The following is a 19474-nucleotide window of genomic DNA, read 5'->3' as shown; positions in this document are numbered from 1 at the left end:
AAATGAAATGTTGAAAATTGAATACCGAAAACTAATAAAGTAAAAAAAATCAATTGTCGCGTAAACGCAACTTAGTAATAAGTTTGTTTTTTTTGGCTTAATTTAAAATTAGCACCGTACTTAATAAATCATTTTAACCTACACCTTAGACTTTCTTAATCCACCATTCAAGAACTAACTACTCAAAATGAAGCAGCTAACTAAATTTATTCTAATTTATATTTTTTTTGCAAACAACTTATCGGCACAAACAAATCCGGAAAAAAGAATTGACTCCTTATTTTCTAAATATAACTCCAAAACTTCTGGTGTTGCAGTTTCTATTGTTAAAGACGGAAAAATTATTTTTAAAAAAGGGTACGGTATGGCTAACCTTGAATACGACATCCCTATAACAACAAAAACTATTTTTAATGTAGGTTCTGTTTCAAAGCAGTTTACAACTTTCTCCATCTACCTATTAGAGAAACAGGGCAAAATTTCATTGGATGATGATATAAGAAAATACGTTCCTGAATTACCCGTTTATGAAAAACCAATAACGATTAGACATTTATGCTCTCATACCAGTGGGTTAAAAGACCAATGGTCATTGTTAACATTGGCAGGCTGGAGAATGGATGACATCATCACTTCTGAACAAGTAATGAAAATAATCTGTAAACAAAAAGAATTGAATTTTGCAACCGGAAGTCAATTTAAATATAGTAATACCGGATTTACATTGTTAGCCGAAATTGTTAAAAGAGTTTCGGGGAAAAGTTTTAGTGAGTTCGCAAAAGAAAATATCTTCGATCCACTTGGGATGGAAAACACATTAGTATACGATGATAACGAAAAAATCATTAAAAACAGAGCCTATTCCTACGGAAATGAAAATGGATTATATAGTAAAAGAAATCTTAACAGTTCTTCCGTAGGGCCTTCAAACGTGTATACAACCGTTGAAGATTTAAGCAAGTGGACCTCTAATTTTGAAAATCCAATTTTAAGTAATGCTGATTTTATTAATCATTTCAATCAACAATCACTATTAGATAATGGAGACCCCGCAGTTCTGGCAGTAAGAGACGGGGAAACTATTTACCACGCCAAAGGTCAATTTATAAGAAACTACAAAGGCCTTACTGTATATAACCATACGGGAAGTGATGCCGGTTTTAAATCGTATTTAAGTCGTTTTCAAGACAATAAATTATCTATAATACTTTTGAGTAATGATGAGGATTTTGTAGCATACAAAGCCGGAATGGATATTGCCGAATTTTATTTATCTGATAAATTTAAAAAGAGAGAAAAAATAACTGACATTGAACAGAAACTTGAAGAAAAAACAAAACCTATCGCTAATACAAATCTAAAAGACTTCGAAGGTAAATTTCAGAACGATGATCTATCATCCCTTTTTACCATTAGAATTATCAATGGAAAGTTAACAATGACACACAACAGATTAAGTGATGTTGTATTAACCGAAGTAGAGAAAGATAAATTTTCGGGAGCAATTACATTTTCTGCAGAAATAAGCTTTCAAAGGAACCCAAAAAACGAGATAACTGGATTGAATATTACAAATTTTGGAGCAACAGATGTCAAATTTATTAAACTAAAATAACACCATTTAAAAGCTTACTCTACAAAATGTTATCAAAACTTTACGAAGGTTCAAGGCTTTGTACACATTTCAATAATCCATAAAGAAATTAATATTTGAATCTGAATAAAGCCAACAATCTAAAAATCAAAACACTTCGTGCTGTAGTGTTAATTTTTTTAAATTATAAATATTCATTTAAAATCAAACCTTAATATATTTGAGTTTTAAACTCAACATTATGAATAAAACACTTGTCGTTGTTTTTCTTTTCTTCTCGATCATTACTTTTTCCCAAACCAAAAAGAAAAATGAGAACCCAATTGATGTTTTAGAATCTAAATGTCTAAACAAAGATGATATTTCGAATGCAGATATGTGTAATTGTACCATACAAGCACGTGAATCCTGGGATAAAGAATTGAATAAATATTATAACCTGTTAAAAACAAAACTCCCGAAAGAAGCTTTTGATGTACTGAAAGAATCTCAAAAGGCATGGATAATTTACAGAGACAAAGAATATGCTTTTATTTCAAAATATTTTTATGAAGTTCAGGGAGGAACAATGTGGTACGCCGTCGCTGAAGACAAGAAAAAAGAAATAGTAAAAACGAGAGCGATCGAATTACAACAATATTATAAAATGTTAGATTTTTAGATGGTTTGAGTTAGAAAATACCTCAATTGCACAGCTGTGATTCTTAAGTATTTCTACAGCAGCTGTCATAGCCAAGAAACTTTACGCAACAGGGACTTAGAAATGTATACCACTCCTACAGAAATTTTGAAACCAAAAAATCTTTTTCAACGAATTAAAATCCATTGCTACAATATGAGTCATTCGTGACGAAACTAAAATTATGCAGGAGCACAATCGACCTTATTTTGCTCCATAATCTGCATATCAATTATTTTTTGAGCTACGGTTCCTCTTTCAAATAAGCGAATAAACTTGAAAACGGCACTCACAAAATAACCGGGGTTTGAAACTAAACGAGCAATTTGCGTTATTCTCACGTCTCTTTCATGTGTACAGGCTTCTCTTTTGTCTTCCGGAACTGCTACAAATTCGTTCGCAAATTTCCAGGCGCCGTCTCTCGCGGTTTCCATACTAAAGTCAATAAAAAAAGTATCTACTTTGCCTGTTACTTTAAGTATCCATGTGAGTGTTGGCCAAATTTTAATCAGACACTTTTCTACGTTTCCTACGAGACTGCTTAAAATGGTATTTATTTTATCGAAATCAGCTTTTAAACTTCCCATATCTTCAACCGTACTGATCTCAGCCGCAGCTATACCCAAATCCAAATTTATATGAGCATTCATTCCGAGTAATAAATGCTGAAGAACGATCGGCCAAAACTTTTCGGCTTGTTCGAAAGCAAATCCCCAACATTCGGATGGTTTTTCTTTGGCTTTGTATTCGTAATAGGCTTTCAAATACCGATTGGCAAAAATAACATCCAGTTTTTCCATTCTCTCACCATTCTGAAAAGAGCCATTTTGGATACCTTCTTTTACTTTTACGGTAACTTCTCGGTATAGGGTAGCAAACAAACCTATAGCGCTTTGTTCTATTTTTGACAGGGCTATTATTTCATCCAGTAACTGAATGACTTCGTCTATTGTTGTAGCTTGTTTTATATTCATTTCTAATGGGTTAAAATTAATTTCGGCAGAACGAATATAATTATTTTAATCTTTCAAAATGTCTTTTTTGAAGCATTTATCTTGTTATTTTTCAATTTAAGAAAAAAGAAAAATCTTCTATTTTATTCATACACGCTTTTCTTGTCTTCATACCTAAAAATGGAGCGTTTAAGACATTTTTTAAAAAGCCAGTTTCTTAATTACCTACTTTCAACTATTCAAAAAGAGATAACTACAAAAATTAACTAAAGACCCCAACTATGAAAACTACAAAAAAAGTATTGCTTTTAATCACCCTCATCTCACTCTGTGCCTGTAAAAAGGATCCAAAGACAGAAAAAGACGCTTATACAACTGTAAATAAAAGTGCCGCTACTTCTACTTGTTTAGCTCCTCCTAATTGGTTTAGTATTGTAAACAACACTCGCCAGACTCCTCCGCCAAATGAAGGACCAACAAGCGTATTTGCTAACAATGCAACGGTAACAAATTGTGACTTTCATCAATGGTCCTGGCAAAAGTTTCTTTGGCTCACCAATGACGTCAATGGACTACCATTATTTATGCGTAAATTAATTCAGGTGACTGCGGAAGGTAAAAGAGTAGATACAAGTGAAGGAATTGTTGTTCTAAGAGATACCGCTCAGGCAAGTTCTTCCCATGACATTTTAAAAACCCCTAAATATGCATCAGGTGTTCCTAAATCTACTACAGTTTATTATTCTATTTTCATGGACGACCTTATGTACTCAACCCTGCTAAAATATGGTCCAATAGCAAAAAAAGATCCTACCAAAATAAAAGATATAACTTTTCCTGTAGGCTCATTAGAACTTAAAACCTCCTGGATTGATGCGAGTGCTCTTAAAGATCCTTCTACTTATTTTATTACCCAGGGTGTAATCAATGGAGTAAAAAAAAGAGTAGCTCTTTTAGGGATGCATGTAGTTGGAGTTGTAGAGAATCATCCCGAATTTGTGTGGGCTACTTTTGAACATGAAAACCTTGCACCTGCTTACGATTGGTCAAAAGCGACGCCAACAACTGATGCACCGGTGACGAGTAAAGTTGATTATCCTTTTTTTAATAAAAACGACACTGCAACCGTTAAAAATATAACGACACAAAATGGAATTTATACAGATATCTTTTCTGTTTACAAATATGGTGTTCCTGTTGAAAAAGTACAGAAAGGTCCTCATAATGTTCAGGTTTATATGAAAACGAGTCAAAATGGTTCACAAAACTTCAATAATATTCGTACTATCAATCAAAGCGTTAAAACACAGCTGAAAGGTATCTGGAACAATTATTTTTACAATGGTTCGCTGTGGATTAATACTGCAGGATATAATAGTACTCAGGCCCAGGCAGCTCTATTAAATTCGTTAGCTGATACTCTTTCAGACTCTAACCCTGGAAAATTAACCAGAGGTTCCGTTGCGGCCTACAATATTACGATGGAAACCTATGTTCAGGCAGGATTTAGTCCAACAACAATAAGCAAAACTTCAGTTAACGATCTTGTTAATTGTTTCTTTTGCCATAATACATCTCATAAAGGAGTTATTTCTCCCCTCAATATAAGCCATGTTTTTACAGGATATGTAGGCAGTCTGAAGGGGTTAAACAAAACACAAATCAAACAAGAACATGTTAATGAATTTTTGAGAGAATCCAATTTGCGTCTAAAATTAAAATAACTCAATAGCAAACCTTTTACTTTAAGGGAAAGCTAAAATTTATAATTACAAAAACCACAAGCTTCTGTTTGTGGTTTTTATGTTTTATTTATGGACAATAAGATTAAAATACTAAAAGTTTTTTCACGCAGATTCCGCAGATCAAAGCAGATTCTATAAGATTTCTTTAAACTGACTACTCTGCGTACATCTGCTCAAATCTATTCTAGATCTGCGGAAAACAAAAAAACCTTTGTCCCTTTGCTCCTTTGCCTCTTTGCAACTTTATAACTCTATAATTTCAATACCACTTTTAAAATTCCTAATTTCGCTTTCGAATAAGAAAGAGAAAAATGAAGGTATGTATTGCTGAGAAACCGAGTGTAGCACGTGAAATCGCATCCGTTTTGGGGGCCAATACCAAACACGACGGGTATTTTGAGGGCAATGGTTATGCTGTAACTTACACTTTTGGGCATTTATGTACCTTAAAAGAACCCAATGACTACAAACCCCATTGGAAAAGCTGGGATTTGAACAATTTACCCATGCTTCCTGAGAAGTTTGAAACCAAAGTGGTGCAAAATTCAGGAATCCAAAAGCAGTTTAAAATCGTAAAAAGTCTATTTGACAAGGCCGAAGTAGTTATCAACTGCGGGGATGCCGGGCAGGAAGGAGAACTTATTCAGCGATGGGTGATGAACGAAGCAAATTATAAAGGTGAAGTACAGCGCTTATGGATTTCGTCTCTAACCACCGAAGCCATCAAAGAAGGTTTTGAAAACCTGAAACCCTCTGAAAATTACGATAATTTATTTTATGCCGGATTTTCAAGAGCGATTGGCGATTGGTTACTGGGAATGAATGCTACGCGTTTGTATACCGTAAAACATGGCGGTTACAAACAAGTATTGTCTATTGGACGCGTGCAAACACCAACATTGGCCATGGTTGTCGACCGATTTAAAGAAATTGAAAATTTTAAACCTCAGCCTTATTGGGAATTACAGACTTTATACCGAGAAACTCTTTTTAGCTATGAAGAAGGACGTTTTCTAAAAAAAGAAGACGGAGAACTTTTAGCCGACAAAGTCAAAGAAAGCGAATTCGAAATTGTTTCTGTCGAAAAAAAGAACGGAAATGAATACGCTCCAAAACTATTTGACTTAACAGGATTACAAGTATACTGCAATACTAAATTTGGATTTTCGGCAGATGAAACGCTTAAAATCGTTCAAACTTTGTACGAACAAAAAGTAGTTACGTATCCCAGAGTTGATACCACCTTTTTACCAAATGACATTTACCCAAAAGTACCGGGAATTCTGCAAAAATTATCTAAATATGCCGAATTGACCCAACCTCTTTTGGAGAAAAAAATAAAAAAATCGCCAAAGGTTTTCAACGATAAAAAAGTAACAGATCACCATGCGATTATTCCAACCGGAATAGAAGCTCATTTACAATTCAATCAGCAGCAAGTCTACGACATTATTACAAGACGTTTTATTGCCGTATTCTACGACGATTGTCTGGTTGCCAATACCACCGTAATTGGAAAAGCCGCCGATGTGACTTTTAAAGCCACTGGAAAAGAGATCTTAAAAAAAGGGTTTCGCGTTGTATTCGAAGATCCAAACGCCAAAGAAAAAGAAGCCGACTTATTACCCAGTTTTGTTGTGGGCGAAAAAGGCCCGCATGAACCTTCGTTTCTACAAAAAGAAACCAAGCCACCCAATCAGTTTACCGAAGCAACTTTGTTACGTGCCATGGAAACCGCAGGTAAACAAGTCGATGATGAAGATCTCCGCGAACTGATGAAAGAAAATGGTATTGGACGCCCATCAACAAGGGCCAATATTATCGAAACACTTTTCAAGCGCCAGTACATCGTTCGAAACAAAAAACAGGTTTTACCAACACCAACAGGAATTCAGCTTATTGATACCATTCAAAACGAACTTATCAAATCGGCTGAACTAACGGGTTCCTGGGAGAAGCAATTGAAAGATATCGAAAAAGGGACTTATACCGCCGGAGCATTTATAAAAAACATGAAACGCATGGTCGAAGCTCTGGTTACCGAAGTGCGAAGCGAAACCAGACACGCCAATATTTCTCATGCCGCGACGATTGAAAAACCAGTTGTAAAAGCAGAAAAAAAGAAAGCCGCGGGTATTCTGGCTGAAACCTGTCCGAAATGCCAAAAAGGAAACCTCATAAAAGGAAAGTCGGCCTTTGGATGCAGCGAATATAAATCGGGTTGCGATTTTCTACTTCCCTATACTTTTGCTGAGAAAAAAATATCTGAGAATCAATATTTAAGACTAGTCCAAAAAGGATCAACAGTAAATATAAAAGGTTTCAAAACTGAAGAAGGAACTGTTGAAGGTTTGATTCGTTTTGAAGAAAATTACAAACTCAGATTAGAAGCGAAAAAAACAGCTCCGAAAGCAAAAACTGCCGTAGTATCAGATTCCTTAACATGTCCGAAATGTAAAAAGGGTACCGTTCTGAAAGGAAAAACTGCCTATGGTTGTAGTGAATATAAATCAGGTTGCGATTTTAAAGTTACTTTTGATGACGTCAGAACCAAACTGAAAGATCAAAAACCAACGAAGGAATTGGTTTATTCGATTCTTTGTGAGATGTAAATTGTGAGATGTAAGAAACAGTGTTTCAGATGCATTTTACATCTCACAATTCATATTTAACATTTAACAACAATCAATTCTTTTTCATACTTTAGTACCTCCATTTAAAACCAAAACTCATAAATATGTTTCAGAAAATTACTCTTTTAGCTCTTGTTTTAGTTGCTGTTTCTTGTCAAAAAAAGGATTCTACCGAAAAAGATAAAATCAAAGTTGCAGACTGGCTCATTGGGAACTGGGAAAACAAATCTCCAGAGGGTGTTCTGACCGAAAACTGGCAAAAACTAAACGATAGTACTTTTAGTGCTTCCTCCTATTTCATAAAAGAAAAAGACACCATTCATTTCGAAAGTATCGTTCTAGCGCAAAAAGACGAAACGCTAACTTATATTGCAACGGTAAAAGGTCAAAATAATGATAAACCAGTTTCTTTCTCCTCAACATCTGAGTCTGACAAACAATTGGTTTTCGAGAACCCTAAACACGATTATCCGCAAAAGATTACCTATACAAAAGGTGCGAATAATACTTTAACTGCTGAGATTTCAGGGAATTTGAATGGGAAACCAAGTTCGGAGAAATTTGTGATGACGAAGAAATAGTATTTTTAGATCGTTTTTTGGCGAAGTCACAAAGTTCAATTTCCTTTAACTTTGCGTTATTAAATGGACCGTTCCTATGGAACTCTAATTTCTTATACCTTCTTGATTCCAACGGATTAAAATCCATCGCTACAAAATAGTTCATTCCTCCGGAATTAAAAAAACTCAGAACCTTAGCAACTTAGCATCTTAGTCCTTCAAAAAAATCACTCATTCTCCCCGATTTTATTCACCATAAAGATCATAAGTATCCCTAAAAGAGCCATTACCAAAAATGCCCACTTCATACTTAAATATTCGGATATAAACCCTACCATTGGCGGAACCAATAAAAATCCAAGATAACCAATAGTAGATATAGAAGTTAAGGCAGAACCACTACTTAGTTTTGATGATCTTCCGGCGATACTAAATACAAGCGGAACCACACAGGAAACCCCAAACCCAATTAAGACATAGCCAAAAATAGTTGGATAAGCATATGGCAGGATAAAACAAATCCCAAATCCTAATGTGATTAAAACACCGCTGTAAAACAGAATTCGTTTCGTACCAAATTTCATTACGCCATAATCACCAAACAAACGTCCAAGAGTTACTGCTGTTGCAAAAAAGACAAATGCGGCACTGGTTAACTTTGGAGAAGCTTTTAATATGTTTTCAAAATAAATTCCGCTCCAATCGTACATCGTATTTTCGCAAGCCATAGACACAAAACAAATCAGGGCAAACTTAACCAGATTTTTTTCGGGCATCGAGAAGAACTTCTTTTTAACCGGTACGGGTTCATTATGAATACTCAGTGGGTAAAAACAAGCTGTTAGTGCGAGCATAAAAACACTTACTCCCAGTAAATGATGTGACGGTGCAATATGTTGTGTTACCATTACGTACCCCAATCCTGCTCCCGAGAAAACTGCTATACTCCAAACGGCATGAAAACGGGTTATAATAGAATGTGGATATAGTTTTTGAACCTCCAAAGATTGTGCATTAATAGATAAATTGAAAATATTACGCGACGCACCAAAGATTAAGAGCACAATAACCAATTGCCACACAAAAGCAACCAATCCAGGTAAAGACAATACAATATTAAACATGATTGCTCCCAGCAACATAACATAACGGCTGCTGTATTTATTCAAAAGCTTTCCTGTAAAAGGCATCGTTAACATTAAACCAATCGGAAAGGCAAATAAAACTGCTCCAAACTGAGCTTCGGACAAATGCAATTGCGCCTGTATGTGTGGAATACGGGATACCCAGGAAGAATATCCAAATCCCGAAAGGAAAAAAAACACAGTATTGGCCAAACGATATCCTTTGGGAGAATACTGTAGTTTTTTCAAGAAAGGTAAAATCATATCAAGAGCTTCATTTTAAAACACAAAATTAAGGCATTCAAAGTGTAACTTCTACCCTTTTTACGTTTTTTAATAAACGTCAGAAATTTAATTCATTCCGATCATTCCTCAAAAAAATTAAAAAAAACTACCCCAGATTTAACTCAAAGTTCATGAAATCAAACTAAACATTATTTGTTAAAGAAATATTAATTTTTACATTTGCACTGTTTTTATTAATTCTAAATAAAAATAAATTTAACCAAATATTATAAAATGAAATATTCTTTTCAGAAAACCTATCGTTTTCTATTTACAGTCAGTTTCTTTTTTTCTGTTCTTTGTTCATTTGCTCAACAAAACTTTGGAAAAATAAAAGGAACGATAACGACATCAGATGGCGATGCTGCCGCTGGAGTAAATGTCATTCTTAAAAACTCAAAATACGGTACCGTTACTAACGACGATGGTACTTTTGAACTGAACAGAGTAAAAGCAAATACTTATACTTTGCAAATATCTTTAACAGGTTACGAAACTACAGAACAAGTTGTAGTTGTTACTGAAACCGAAACATCCGCTGTTAATCTACAATTAAAAGTCTCTAACAAAGAATTACACGAAGTTGTTGTAAATGGCAAAAAAAGCATCTTATCTAAAAAAACCGATTACGTAGCAAGAATGCCGCTAAAAAATCTGGAAAACCCTCAAGTTTACAGCGTTATTCAAAAAGAACTTTTACAGGAACAAATTGCAATAGACATTAGAAGCGCAGCTGTGAATGCACCAGGTGTAACCACAAAAATTTATCCATCAGGGGGACTTGAAATTTCGTTTAGAGGTTTTAGCACTGGTGTCAATGCACGAAACGGAATGGAAAATATGACGGGTCGAAGCTCTATTTCTATTGATAATGCAGAACGAATTGAAGTTCTTAAAGGTCCTTCAGGGACTTTATTTGGGTCGTCTGTTTCTTCTTTTGGAGGTGTGGTAAATTTAGTTACCAAAAAACCTTTTGAGACTAAAAAAACAGAAATATCATATACCGGAGGAAGTTTTGGATTAAACCGACTAGCACTTGATGTTAATACTCCACTAACACCTGATAACAATGTACTGTTTCGATTAAACGCTGCGGTAAATACCGAAAAGAGTTTCTTAGACTATGGTTTTAGCAAAACATTCCTAATAGCGCCAAGTCTTACTTACAAAGCAACCGATAAACTAACCTTAAGTATTGATACCGAAATCTACAATGTAAACAACACACGTCCTACTTACGGACGTTTGTATGCTCCGGGAATTACAAACCCAACAGATCTAAAGATAGACTATAGAAAAAGTTTATTTCACGATGATCTTGATGCCAAAACGACATCAACAAAAGTTTTTGTACAGGCAGAATATCAATTGGCAGAAAACTGGAAATCTACCACTGTTTTCTCTTTTATAGACGAAAATGTAAATCGCAGTTATCAATATTACACGCAATGGACTTCACCTACAGAAGTAAAAAGAAGTGTATCCCGTTTTGGCCCTATATTTAATCAATTTACGAATATACAAGAAAACATTAACGGTCAGTTTTCTACCGGAAGCATCAAACATAAACTTTTATTGGGTGCAAATTACAGATTCTCAAAAGGTACTTTTAATTATGGTGCCACACCGGTTCTGGACACTATCGATGTCACAAAACCTTTTGATCCTATCAGAAAAAAACAAGTTGATGCAGTAGTATCTCAACTTACGTGGGCAGTTCCTGACGAACAAATATTTAGTATTTACGCCTCAGATGTTATAAGCTTTACAGATCGTTTATCAGCCATGTTGAGTCTTCGTCTGGACAACTTCGTTCAGAAAAAACTGGAAGACACAAAGGGATATAACCAAACTGCATTATCTCCTAAATTAGGTTTAGTATACGAGGTTGTTAAAAATCAGGTTTCTTTATTTGGAAATTATATGAATGGTTTTCAAAATTCGGGTCCGGTAAATCAGCCAGACGGAACCTTATTAATATTAAAACCGGTTTATGCCAACCAATACGAAGGTGGGGTAAAAGTAGAAGCATTCAATAAAAAATTAAGCACTACATTAAGTTACTACAACATTACGATTGATAATGCTACAAGAACAACTTCTGACGGATTTAGTGTTCAGGATGGTAAACAAGTGAGCAAGGGTATTGATTTTGAATTTATCACCAACCCAGTTGCGGGTTTAAATGCTATGCTTGGATATGCTTATAATGATAATCGTATCGTAAAATCATCTGATGCTGCTATTGAAGGAAATAAGGCCAGCGGAGCTCCGGAAAATGTAGTTAACTTTTGGATATCATATAAGTTTCAAAACAAATTAAAAGATTTAGGACTAGGTTTTGGAGGCAATTATGTAGACAAACAATACAAGTTTGAAGACGAAAGTTTTTACAGCCCATCTTATTCTGTTTACAATGCGACCGTATTTTATGATAAGCCAACATGGAGAATCGGCGTTAAATACAACAACATAAACAATAAAAAATACTGGGACTCTTATGGAATGGCGCAAGCTCCTGCTAACTTATTAGTAAACTTAACTCTTAAGTTTTAATATAATCTACAATAAAAAAACACCTCTGCTTTAGAGGTGTTTGCATTTAAAAGAAAACTAGTCCCTTATTAATTCCCTACAATTATTCACTGATAACATTAACCAATCAAAAAAATCATGAACAACTTTGAAAAACGAATTAAAAATTCTCAATTCGTAATCTATCTCTTTTTACTCTTTTCTTTCAGTGCTTTTGCTCAACAAAACATCGGAAAGATTAAAGGAACGATAACAACATCTGATGGCGAACTGGCCGTTGGCGTTAACATTATCCTGAAAAGTTCAAAATACGGTACCACTAGTAATGAAGACGGTGCTTTTGAATTTAACAGAGTAAGACCAAACACCTACACTTTGCAAGTTTCTTTAGCCGGTTATGAAACTCTGGAACAGGAAGTAATTGTTTCGATCAATGAAACTACAACACTTAACTTACAGTTGAAGGTTTCGAACAAACAGTTAAAAGAGGTGATCATTACCAATAACAGAGGAAAGGCTTTTCCTAAGCAAAGTACTTATGTTTCAAAAATGCCTTTAAAAAATGTCGAAAATCCACAGGTTTACAACATTGTTTCTTCTGAATTAATTAAGGAGCAAGCCATTACAAATTATGAAGACGCTTTAAAAAATGTACCCGGAATTCAAAAATTATGGGAATCTACAGGACGTGGCGGTGACGGGGGAAGTTACTATAGTTTGCGCGGATTTGAAGTTCAGGCCAATATTGTAAACGGATTACCGGGTTTAACAAACGGTAGTTTAGACCCTGCAAATGTGGAGCGTATAGAAGTCATAAAAGGCCCATCGGGAACTTTATTTGGCAGTAGTTTGGTGAGCTACGGCGGACTTATTAATACCGTTACCAAAAAACCATACAGTGGTTTTGGAGGCGAAGTATCTTATCTGGCCGGAAGTTTTGGTTTAAACAGAGTAACTGCCGATATCAATACTCCACTGGACGACGCAGGTAATGTTCTTTTTAGAATTAATGCAGCATATCAAACTGAAAACAGTTTTCAGGATGCCGGATTCCGTACCTCTCTTTTTGTAGCTCCTTCCCTTTCATACAAAGTAAATGACAAACTTTCCTTTTTAATCAATACTGAATTTATGCAGGAAGAAAAAACAACGCCTTCGATGTTGTTTTTAGGGAGAGATGCCTCTTTGCAATATGCCAATTTAGCCGAATTAAACTACAATACCGATTTGTCTTTTTACAGTAATGACTTATCGATGAAAAATCCGAGATATAGCCTTCAGGGGCAAATGACCTATAAAATTTCTGAGCAATGGACTTCGCAAACGGTCTTATCCAGAAGTTCATCAAAATCAAGAGGATATTACTCTTATATTTATGACAATGAAAACGGAAATAAAGATTTTGGATTTTGGATTACCAAAGAACAATCACAAACCGTAACGACTGATATTCAGCAGAATTTTATTGGAGATTTCAAAATTGGTAATATGCGCAATCGTCTTGTGGCTGGTCTTGATTATTTTGAAAGAAATGTAATGAGTGGAGGCTCCGGTTATGGTCGTCTTTACAACATTACCGCACAAGGCGAAGTGAGACAATTAGACCCTGCCGCCCCTTATTATCTTACGCAAACATCTGTTGACAAGCTCTTGGCAAACAGACCGGCAGGAAACTTTAATCCGCAGGACGCTACTTACAGTGTATATGCTTCCGACGTGCTTAATATTACATCAAAACTGTTAGCGATGGCAAGTTTAAGAGTAGATTATTTTGATACTAAAGGTGATATCAAAAATAAAAATGACGATTATACACAAACCGTTTTGTCGCCAAAATTCGGGCTGTTATACCAGCCAATTGAAGACAAATTATCTGTATTTGCCAATTATATGAATGGTTTCAGAAACATTGCACCAGCCGTAAATTATGATCCTGATGGCAATTTAATCGGATCCAAAACTTTCGAACCGGAACATGCCAATCAATTGGAATTTGGTGTAAAAGCAAATGTCTTTGAAGACAAATTAAACGCAACTATTAGCTACTACAATATTAATGTAGCCAATTTGGTAACCAGCAACCCATTGTACAGTTCACAAGGTGGTGAAGCGCAAAGCAAAGGCTTTGAATTTGATTTAAATGCCGCACCAATAAAAGGATTAAGTATTATTGCCGGATACAGCTATAACGACAGCAAAATTACAAAAGGTGATGTTGGTAATGTTTGGCTGGAACAAGGCAAAAGACCATTTTGGTCAGGTCCAAAAAACCTCATAAATCTATGGGCAACTTATAAATTTGAAGAAGGTACGCTCGAGCATTTCGGTCTAGGTTTTGGAGGAAATTATGCGAGTGAAAATGCCATTTTGGACAGTTCTAAAACCGGGAAATTTGTATTACCGGAATATACTGTTATCAATGGTTCTGTTTTCTACAATTCAAATAAATTTCGCGTAGCCTTTAACATCAACAATATTGCCAATAAAGATTATTTTAATGGTGGATGGTCAACTCTAAATCCGCAAAAACCAAGGAATATTGTCGCGAGTTTCGCCTACAAATTCTAATATACTATTCTCTGAAAGTAAAAAAGGGACTAATTTGATTAGTCCCTTTTACTTTTTTAGTTTACTGGGCAAATAGCCAAAAGTCTTTTTGAAAGCCACTGTAAAATGCTGTGGATTTTTATACCCAACTTCTTCTGAAACAACAGCAATCGGGAATCCTTTTTCGACGATTAACTTTTTGGCATACTCCATTCTTATCGTAGTCAGATAAGCAAAAACCGAGACTCCGTAAATTTGTTTGAAATATTTTTTTAATTTAAAAGTGTTCAGTCCAATATTCGCAGCAAGGCCGGAAAGACTGTGATTCTCTCTAAACCGGTTTTTTAGAATGGTTTCCAGCTCTATGATCTTAGAATAATCATACGGGCTTAATTCTGCCAATTCTTCTTTGTTTTCATTTTCATTAATGATTGTAAACAAATACGAAATTATCTCAACTACTTTCGATTCCAAAAAAGCTTTTTTAATAACTCCGCTGTAAGTACAGGCTGTTATTTCGGTAATTATTTTTTGCAATTGTGGCGAAATCACCCGACTTTTATCCCACATCAGAAAAGCAGTTTTTTTCTCAATAGCTTCAGCCAATAGCGGAATTGCTTCTTTTAAATTAGAATGAAACAATTGCTGCAAATAATCTGTTGTAAAACTTATTTCGACCGTTTTTCTTTTCTGAGTCCTAAAGTTCAGATTTCCTTTGATTACTGGTAAGTAGAAGAAATTGTAATGTCCTTGCGGAATGTAGATTCTTTTTTCTTTTTTATTATCAGGGCAATATTCATTATCCCCTTCTATTTCAAAGTGCAGTTTTATAAACGAGAAATCATGCTCTACAGCTACCGAATAGAAATCTTTTTCAATCGTTACATCTTTAAATTCCAGTTGTACCCCATTTAATGTAATACTAGTTAAGACTCCTTTTATGCCATTAAAATTATGTTCTTTTCGCTCTTCAATTAAGGTTTCACTAAACGGAATCGGATTGTCGATGACCAGCACTCCGTCTTCATAAATTTCGCTTCTTAACTGACTTTTCATATAATTCCTTTTGCGTTTATTTTAATCCTTTTTACGGCTTTTGCCGATACCTCTATACTATACTTTTGCGTAAAATTATCAAAATTTTAATCAATCTAAATAAGAATAATATGTCATTTGTTAAAAACAAACAAAATCCATTGTATTACAAGATTTTACAACTCAGTTTTTTGGTGGTATTTTTCTTTTCTAATCAAATTATTGCGCAGGAAAATGCCACAATAAAAGGAAAAGTAACCTCAGCCGATGGAGTTAATTCTGAGCATATCAATGTTACCTTAAGCGGTCTTAATTATAGCGTTGAAACCAACAAAGATGGTAATTACGAATTTAAAAATATTCCTTTTGGAAACTACATCCTAACCTTCTCTTTTTTGGGACTGGAGTCTCAGGAATTGATTGTGAAAGTAGAGCTGGTTAGCCAGGTTTTACCCAATATTTTTATGAAAGAAAGCAATTCGCAGCTTCGCGAAATAGTGATTGTTGCACAACGTCAGAATCAATTTGCGCAGAAAAAAACACCGTTTGTATCAAGATTACCGTTAAGCAATATTAATACGCCACAATCTTATACTGTAGTCACCAAAGAGCTTTTAAAAGAACAATTGGTTACCGATTTCCCATCGGCAATGAAAAGTATTACCGGTGGTGGTTATGTACAGACAAACGACGGAAATGTATCTGCTTATTTAAGAGGTTTCCGCTCTGATGGTTATTTGCGTGATGGAATGGTTTCCTACGTACGAGCGCCAATAGATCCGCAAAACTTTGAGAGAATTGAGGTCATCAAAGGTCCTTCTGCAGTCTTTTTTGGTTCGTCTTTTAATAACATTTCCAATTATGGTGGTGTTGTTAATCGGGTTGTAAAACGTCCTTTTAATGGCGAAAAAGCAGAGGTTAGTTATACCACAGGCAGCTGGAATTTAAACCGTCTGACCGCAGATTACAATACTGCTTTAAACGATGACGGAACAGCTTTGTTTCGTATCAATGGAGCATATCATTCTGAGCAAAGTTTTCAATCAGAGGTTTTTCAGAAAAATTATATGATCGCTCCTTCATTTTCTTATCAGGTAAACGAACGTTTATCACTTTTGGTGGATGCCGAATTATATAAAACAGACCGAAATTTATTTTTTGCAAGAGGTGTAAGTCCCGCCCTAATGGCTAAAAATAATTCATGGGACGATTTAAAATGGGATTTTAATACCTCCTACCACAACAGAAACATGGCTGCTAAAATGTTTTCACGAACTTTCAGAGCTTTAATCGACTATAAAATTAACGATCACTGGTCTTCCAAAACCGGATACACTTCATCGTCTATTGATACGGACGGAAAATATATCAGACTGGTAATGATGACTGATAAAATGCTGCAAAGGAATTTTATCGAATACCATCCCCGTGAAGCAGGTTCAAATCAAATTCAGCAAGATTTTACGGGAATTCATAATTTCGGAAAGTTTGAAAACAAAGTTGTTATCGGTGGTACCTATACCACTATGTATGATGATTATCAGCGTGCTTTGTTTCGCGGTCCGTTTATCGAATACGATCAGGTTGACGTAACTACCGGAGCTGTGCCGCCAATGACCGAAGAAGCCTGGGACGACAAATTAAAAACCGTAAATGCATCGGTTGCTAATACACAAACAGAAACTAATAATTTAGGGATTTACCTGTCTGATGCCATCACTTTCAATAAAAAATTCACTTTTCTGGGTGGGTTGCGATTTGATCGAAATTTTCAAAAAAGCGTTAAAACAAACGGGCTTGTTACAAGTCCATGGTTCAACCAAAATACGGTTGCATGGAAGGCCGGATTTGTCTATGCGCCTCTCGTAGATCAATTCTCTGTGTTTGCAAACATCCAAAATGGTTTCTCTAACATTGCTCCAACTTTAGGTGTAAGCGGAATAGAAAACTTTGACCCGGAAGAAGCAAATCAATGGGAAATTGGAACAAAACTCAACTTTATTGAAGGTAAATTAGTTGCGACAGTAAGCTACTACCAAATTGGTATTAGAAATGGTTTACGAACTGTTATTGACGGAACCAATACTTACAGTGTTCAAGATGCCGAAAAAAGCAGTAAAGGTTTTGAAACCGAAATTATTGCCAATCCGTTTCCGGGTTTTAACATAGTGGCAGGTTACACCAAAAATCACGCAAAATTTGTAAAAGCTTCGAACGCAGCAATTATTGGAAATAACTTAGATTATTCTCCTGAAGAAATTGCAAACTTCTGGATGAGTTACCGCGTATTAAAAGGTAAAATGGAAGGTATTGGAATTGGTTTTGGAGGTAATTATGTGAGCAAAATCTTCATGAATGATACAAACACTTTTAGCTCAAATGATTATACTGTTTTTGACGGTCTATTGTTCTATGATCAGCCAAAATACAGACTGAGTATGAAAATAGATAATCTTTTTGACAAAGAATATTACAATGGTTACGGACAACCTCAAAAACCATTAACCTTTTTATTTGGGGTTAACTTTAAAATTTAATTTTTTCAATTAGTTGTAACCAGGCCTGCCAATTGTATTAAAAGTTGCGGGCTTGGTTTTTATTGTTGCATATCATGACGAAAAATCCAATTCAAAAAAAAGAGAAGAAAACTAAACAAAAAAGCAAATGGAGTGTATTAAATCACTGGCTCCATTTATGGTTGGGACTGGGTTCCGGAATCATTGTTTTTATTGTTGCCCTGACAGGTGTACTGTTTATTTTTTGTGATGATATTATCGATGGACTAGCCTACGATTCTCTGTATGTAAAAGAAGCTAAGGACAAAAGACTCACTCCCGAAGAAATTTTAAAGGCCTTCAAAAAACAACTTCCGGATCGAAAAGCAACCTACTTTGTAACCTATCGAGATCCTAACCGAACGGTAAAAATTGCATCGGCAACCAAAAAAAGAGACTTACAATTTTCCTGGGTCGATCCTTACACGGGAGCGATTTTAGATTCTGGAAAAGCCTATGATGTTTTTTATGTCATAGCACATGTGCACAGCGGCGAAATGCCCTTTGGGAAAACGGGTCATTTGATTGTCGAAATTTCGGTTTGGATTTTTCTAATCGAACTGATTACCGGACTCATTTTATGGTGGCCTAAAAAATGGAATCGATCTAGCAGACTGCAAAGCTTTACGATAAAAAGAAAAGCCAGTTTTAAAAGACTTAATTATGACTTGCATAATGTACCCGGATTTTACAATCTACTGCCAGCTTTGATGATTACCATTACCGGATTAATAGTGGTGAATAAACCTCTAAACACTGTCACTCATAAAATTTTCAATGGCACTCCCGAAGCTTTTTTAACCATGAGTAAAATAAAACCCGAATACGACAGTACCAAAGTTGCAATTCCGTTAAGTAACATCCTGGCGAAACAATTTGCCAAAGACAAAACAGTGCAAGAGGTGCGTTTGTCTGTGGCAGGAAAAGATAGTATTACTAGTTACTTTGCCATTACTGCCGAAAAAATTGGATTAAAAGGCATTGAAAATGGAAAAACATTCTCGATCAATAAATATACAGGACAGGAAATCGAAATTCCGGCTAGAGTCATCAAAGGTTTGGCTATTGACGGAATGACTATGAATCTCCATATTGGATTTTGGGCGGGATGGCTTGGAAAAACCTTTACCTTAATCGTAGGACTAATCTGCATGTTTTTACCTGTTACAGGATTTATAATCTGGTACGGGCGCCAAAAGAAAAAATCAAAAACAACTTAAAAACTTTCT

12 protein-coding genes are annotated in these 19474 nt (G+C 35.2%); 9 read left to right on the top strand and 3 right to left on the bottom strand.

The window, feature by feature from the left end; genetic code table 11:
* Window positions 1–187: 187 nt before the first annotated feature.
* Complete coding sequence (locus tag AC3IS6_RS12490; protein ID WP_489159762.1) at window positions 188–1615, top strand: serine hydrolase domain-containing protein; 1428 nt, start codon at window positions 188–190, stop codon at window positions 1613–1615.
* Between the two features lie 220 nt (window positions 1616–1835).
* A complete protein-coding gene (locus tag AC3IS6_RS12485; protein WP_489159760.1) occupies window positions 1836–2255 on the top strand; it encodes a lysozyme inhibitor LprI family protein in 420 nt (139 codons plus the stop codon).
* A gap of 200 nt (window positions 2256–2455) precedes the next feature.
* On the opposite strand, the gene AC3IS6_RS12480 is transcribed toward AC3IS6_RS12485, so the two are convergent.
* Window positions 2456–3247, bottom strand: a complete 792-nt coding sequence (locus AC3IS6_RS12480; RefSeq protein ID WP_489159759.1) for a DUF5995 family protein — start codon at window positions 3245–3247, stop codon at window positions 2456–2458.
* A gap of 260 nt (window positions 3248–3507) precedes the next feature.
* Here AC3IS6_RS12480 and AC3IS6_RS12475 point away from each other — a divergent pair, with 260 nt between their 5' ends.
* From AC3IS6_RS12475 to AC3IS6_RS12465, 3 genes are all read left to right on the top strand, one after another.
* Window positions 3508–4950 (top strand): hypothetical protein, encoded by a 1443-nt coding sequence (locus AC3IS6_RS12475; protein ID WP_489159758.1) that lies wholly within the window; start codon window positions 3508–3510, stop codon window positions 4948–4950.
* Between the two features lie 332 nt (window positions 4951–5282).
* A complete protein-coding gene (locus tag AC3IS6_RS12470) occupies window positions 5283–7583 on the top strand; it encodes a DNA topoisomerase 3 (protein ID WP_489159756.1) in 2301 nt (766 codons plus the stop codon).
* 125 nt (window positions 7584–7708) lie between these two features.
* Window positions 7709–8185 (top strand): DUF6265 family protein, encoded by a 477-nt coding sequence (locus AC3IS6_RS12465; RefSeq protein WP_489159754.1) that lies wholly within the window; start codon window positions 7709–7711, stop codon window positions 8183–8185.
* Between the two features lie 206 nt (window positions 8186–8391).
* Here AC3IS6_RS12465 and AC3IS6_RS12460 read toward each other — a convergent pair whose 3' ends face one another.
* Window positions 8392–9552 carry an MFS transporter gene (locus tag AC3IS6_RS12460; protein WP_489159752.1) on the bottom strand — a complete coding sequence of 387 codons (1161 nt, stop codon included), beginning with the start codon at window positions 9550–9552 and terminating at the stop codon, window positions 8392–8394.
* A gap of 255 nt (window positions 9553–9807) precedes the next feature.
* On the opposite strand from AC3IS6_RS12460, the gene AC3IS6_RS12455 reads away from it, so the two are divergent.
* Complete coding sequence (locus AC3IS6_RS12455) at window positions 9808–12129, top strand: TonB-dependent siderophore receptor (RefSeq protein ID WP_489159749.1); 2322 nt, start codon at window positions 9808–9810, stop codon at window positions 12127–12129.
* A 117-nt stretch (window positions 12130–12246) separates the two neighbouring features.
* On the top strand, window positions 12247–14676 hold the full coding sequence (locus AC3IS6_RS12450; protein ID WP_489159747.1) for a TonB-dependent siderophore receptor: 2430 nt from the start codon (window positions 12247–12249) through the stop codon (window positions 14674–14676).
* Window positions 14677–14724: 48 nt separating this feature from the next.
* Here the strand turns inward: AC3IS6_RS12450 and AC3IS6_RS12445 are convergent, their stop codons facing one another.
* Window positions 14725–15711: a helix-turn-helix domain-containing protein gene (locus AC3IS6_RS12445; RefSeq protein ID WP_489159745.1), complete on the bottom strand. Its 987-nt coding sequence runs from the start codon at window positions 15709–15711 to the stop codon at window positions 14725–14727.
* 110 nt (window positions 15712–15821) lie between these two features.
* On the opposite strand from AC3IS6_RS12445, the gene AC3IS6_RS12440 reads away from it, so the two are divergent.
* Both AC3IS6_RS12440 and AC3IS6_RS12435 read left to right on the top strand, forming a co-directional pair.
* Window positions 15822–18227 (top strand): TonB-dependent siderophore receptor, encoded by a 2406-nt coding sequence (locus AC3IS6_RS12440; protein WP_489159744.1) that lies wholly within the window; start codon window positions 15822–15824, stop codon window positions 18225–18227.
* 74 nt (window positions 18228–18301) lie between these two features.
* Window positions 18302–19465: a PepSY-associated TM helix domain-containing protein gene (locus AC3IS6_RS12435; RefSeq protein WP_489159742.1), complete on the top strand. Its 1164-nt coding sequence runs from the start codon at window positions 18302–18304 to the stop codon at window positions 19463–19465.
* The last annotated feature ends 9 nt before the right edge of the window (window positions 19466–19474 follow it).

Source organism: Flavobacterium sp. KH_035 (assembly GCF_057839565.1).
Note: the sequence above shows the minus strand (reverse complement) of the source record. Positions and strands in the feature narration are given on the sequence as shown.

Bases quoted from the DNA above. Each gene is read 5' to 3' on its own strand.
- AC3IS6_RS12450 (WP_489159747.1), top strand. From the start codon at position 12,247: ATGAACAACTTTGAAAAACGAATTAAAAATTCTCAATTCGTAATCTAT.
- AC3IS6_RS12490 (WP_489159762.1), top strand. From the start codon at position 188: ATGAAGCAGCTAACTAAATTTATTCTAATTTATATTTTTTTTGCAAAC.
- AC3IS6_RS12460 (WP_489159752.1), bottom strand. From the start codon at position 9,552: ATGATTTTACCTTTCTTGAAAAAACTACAGTATTCTCCCAAAGGATAT.
- AC3IS6_RS12485 (WP_489159760.1), top strand. From the start codon at position 1,836: ATGAATAAAACACTTGTCGTTGTTTTTCTTTTCTTCTCGATCATTACT.
- AC3IS6_RS12475 (WP_489159758.1), top strand. From the start codon at position 3,508: ATGAAAACTACAAAAAAAGTATTGCTTTTAATCACCCTCATCTCACTC.
- AC3IS6_RS12470 (WP_489159756.1), top strand. From the start codon at position 5,283: ATGAAGGTATGTATTGCTGAGAAACCGAGTGTAGCACGTGAAATCGCA.
- AC3IS6_RS12435 (WP_489159742.1), top strand. From the start codon at position 18,302: ATGACGAAAAATCCAATTCAAAAAAAAGAGAAGAAAACTAAACAAAAA.
- AC3IS6_RS12480 (WP_489159759.1), bottom strand. From the start codon at position 3,247: ATGAATATAAAACAAGCTACAACAATAGACGAAGTCATTCAGTTACTG.
- AC3IS6_RS12445 (WP_489159745.1), bottom strand. From the start codon at position 15,711: ATGAAAAGTCAGTTAAGAAGCGAAATTTATGAAGACGGAGTGCTGGTC.
- AC3IS6_RS12440 (WP_489159744.1), top strand. From the start codon at position 15,822: ATGTCATTTGTTAAAAACAAACAAAATCCATTGTATTACAAGATTTTA.
- AC3IS6_RS12465 (WP_489159754.1), top strand. From the start codon at position 7,709: ATGTTTCAGAAAATTACTCTTTTAGCTCTTGTTTTAGTTGCTGTTTCT.
- AC3IS6_RS12455 (WP_489159749.1), top strand. From the start codon at position 9,808: ATGAAATATTCTTTTCAGAAAACCTATCGTTTTCTATTTACAGTCAGT.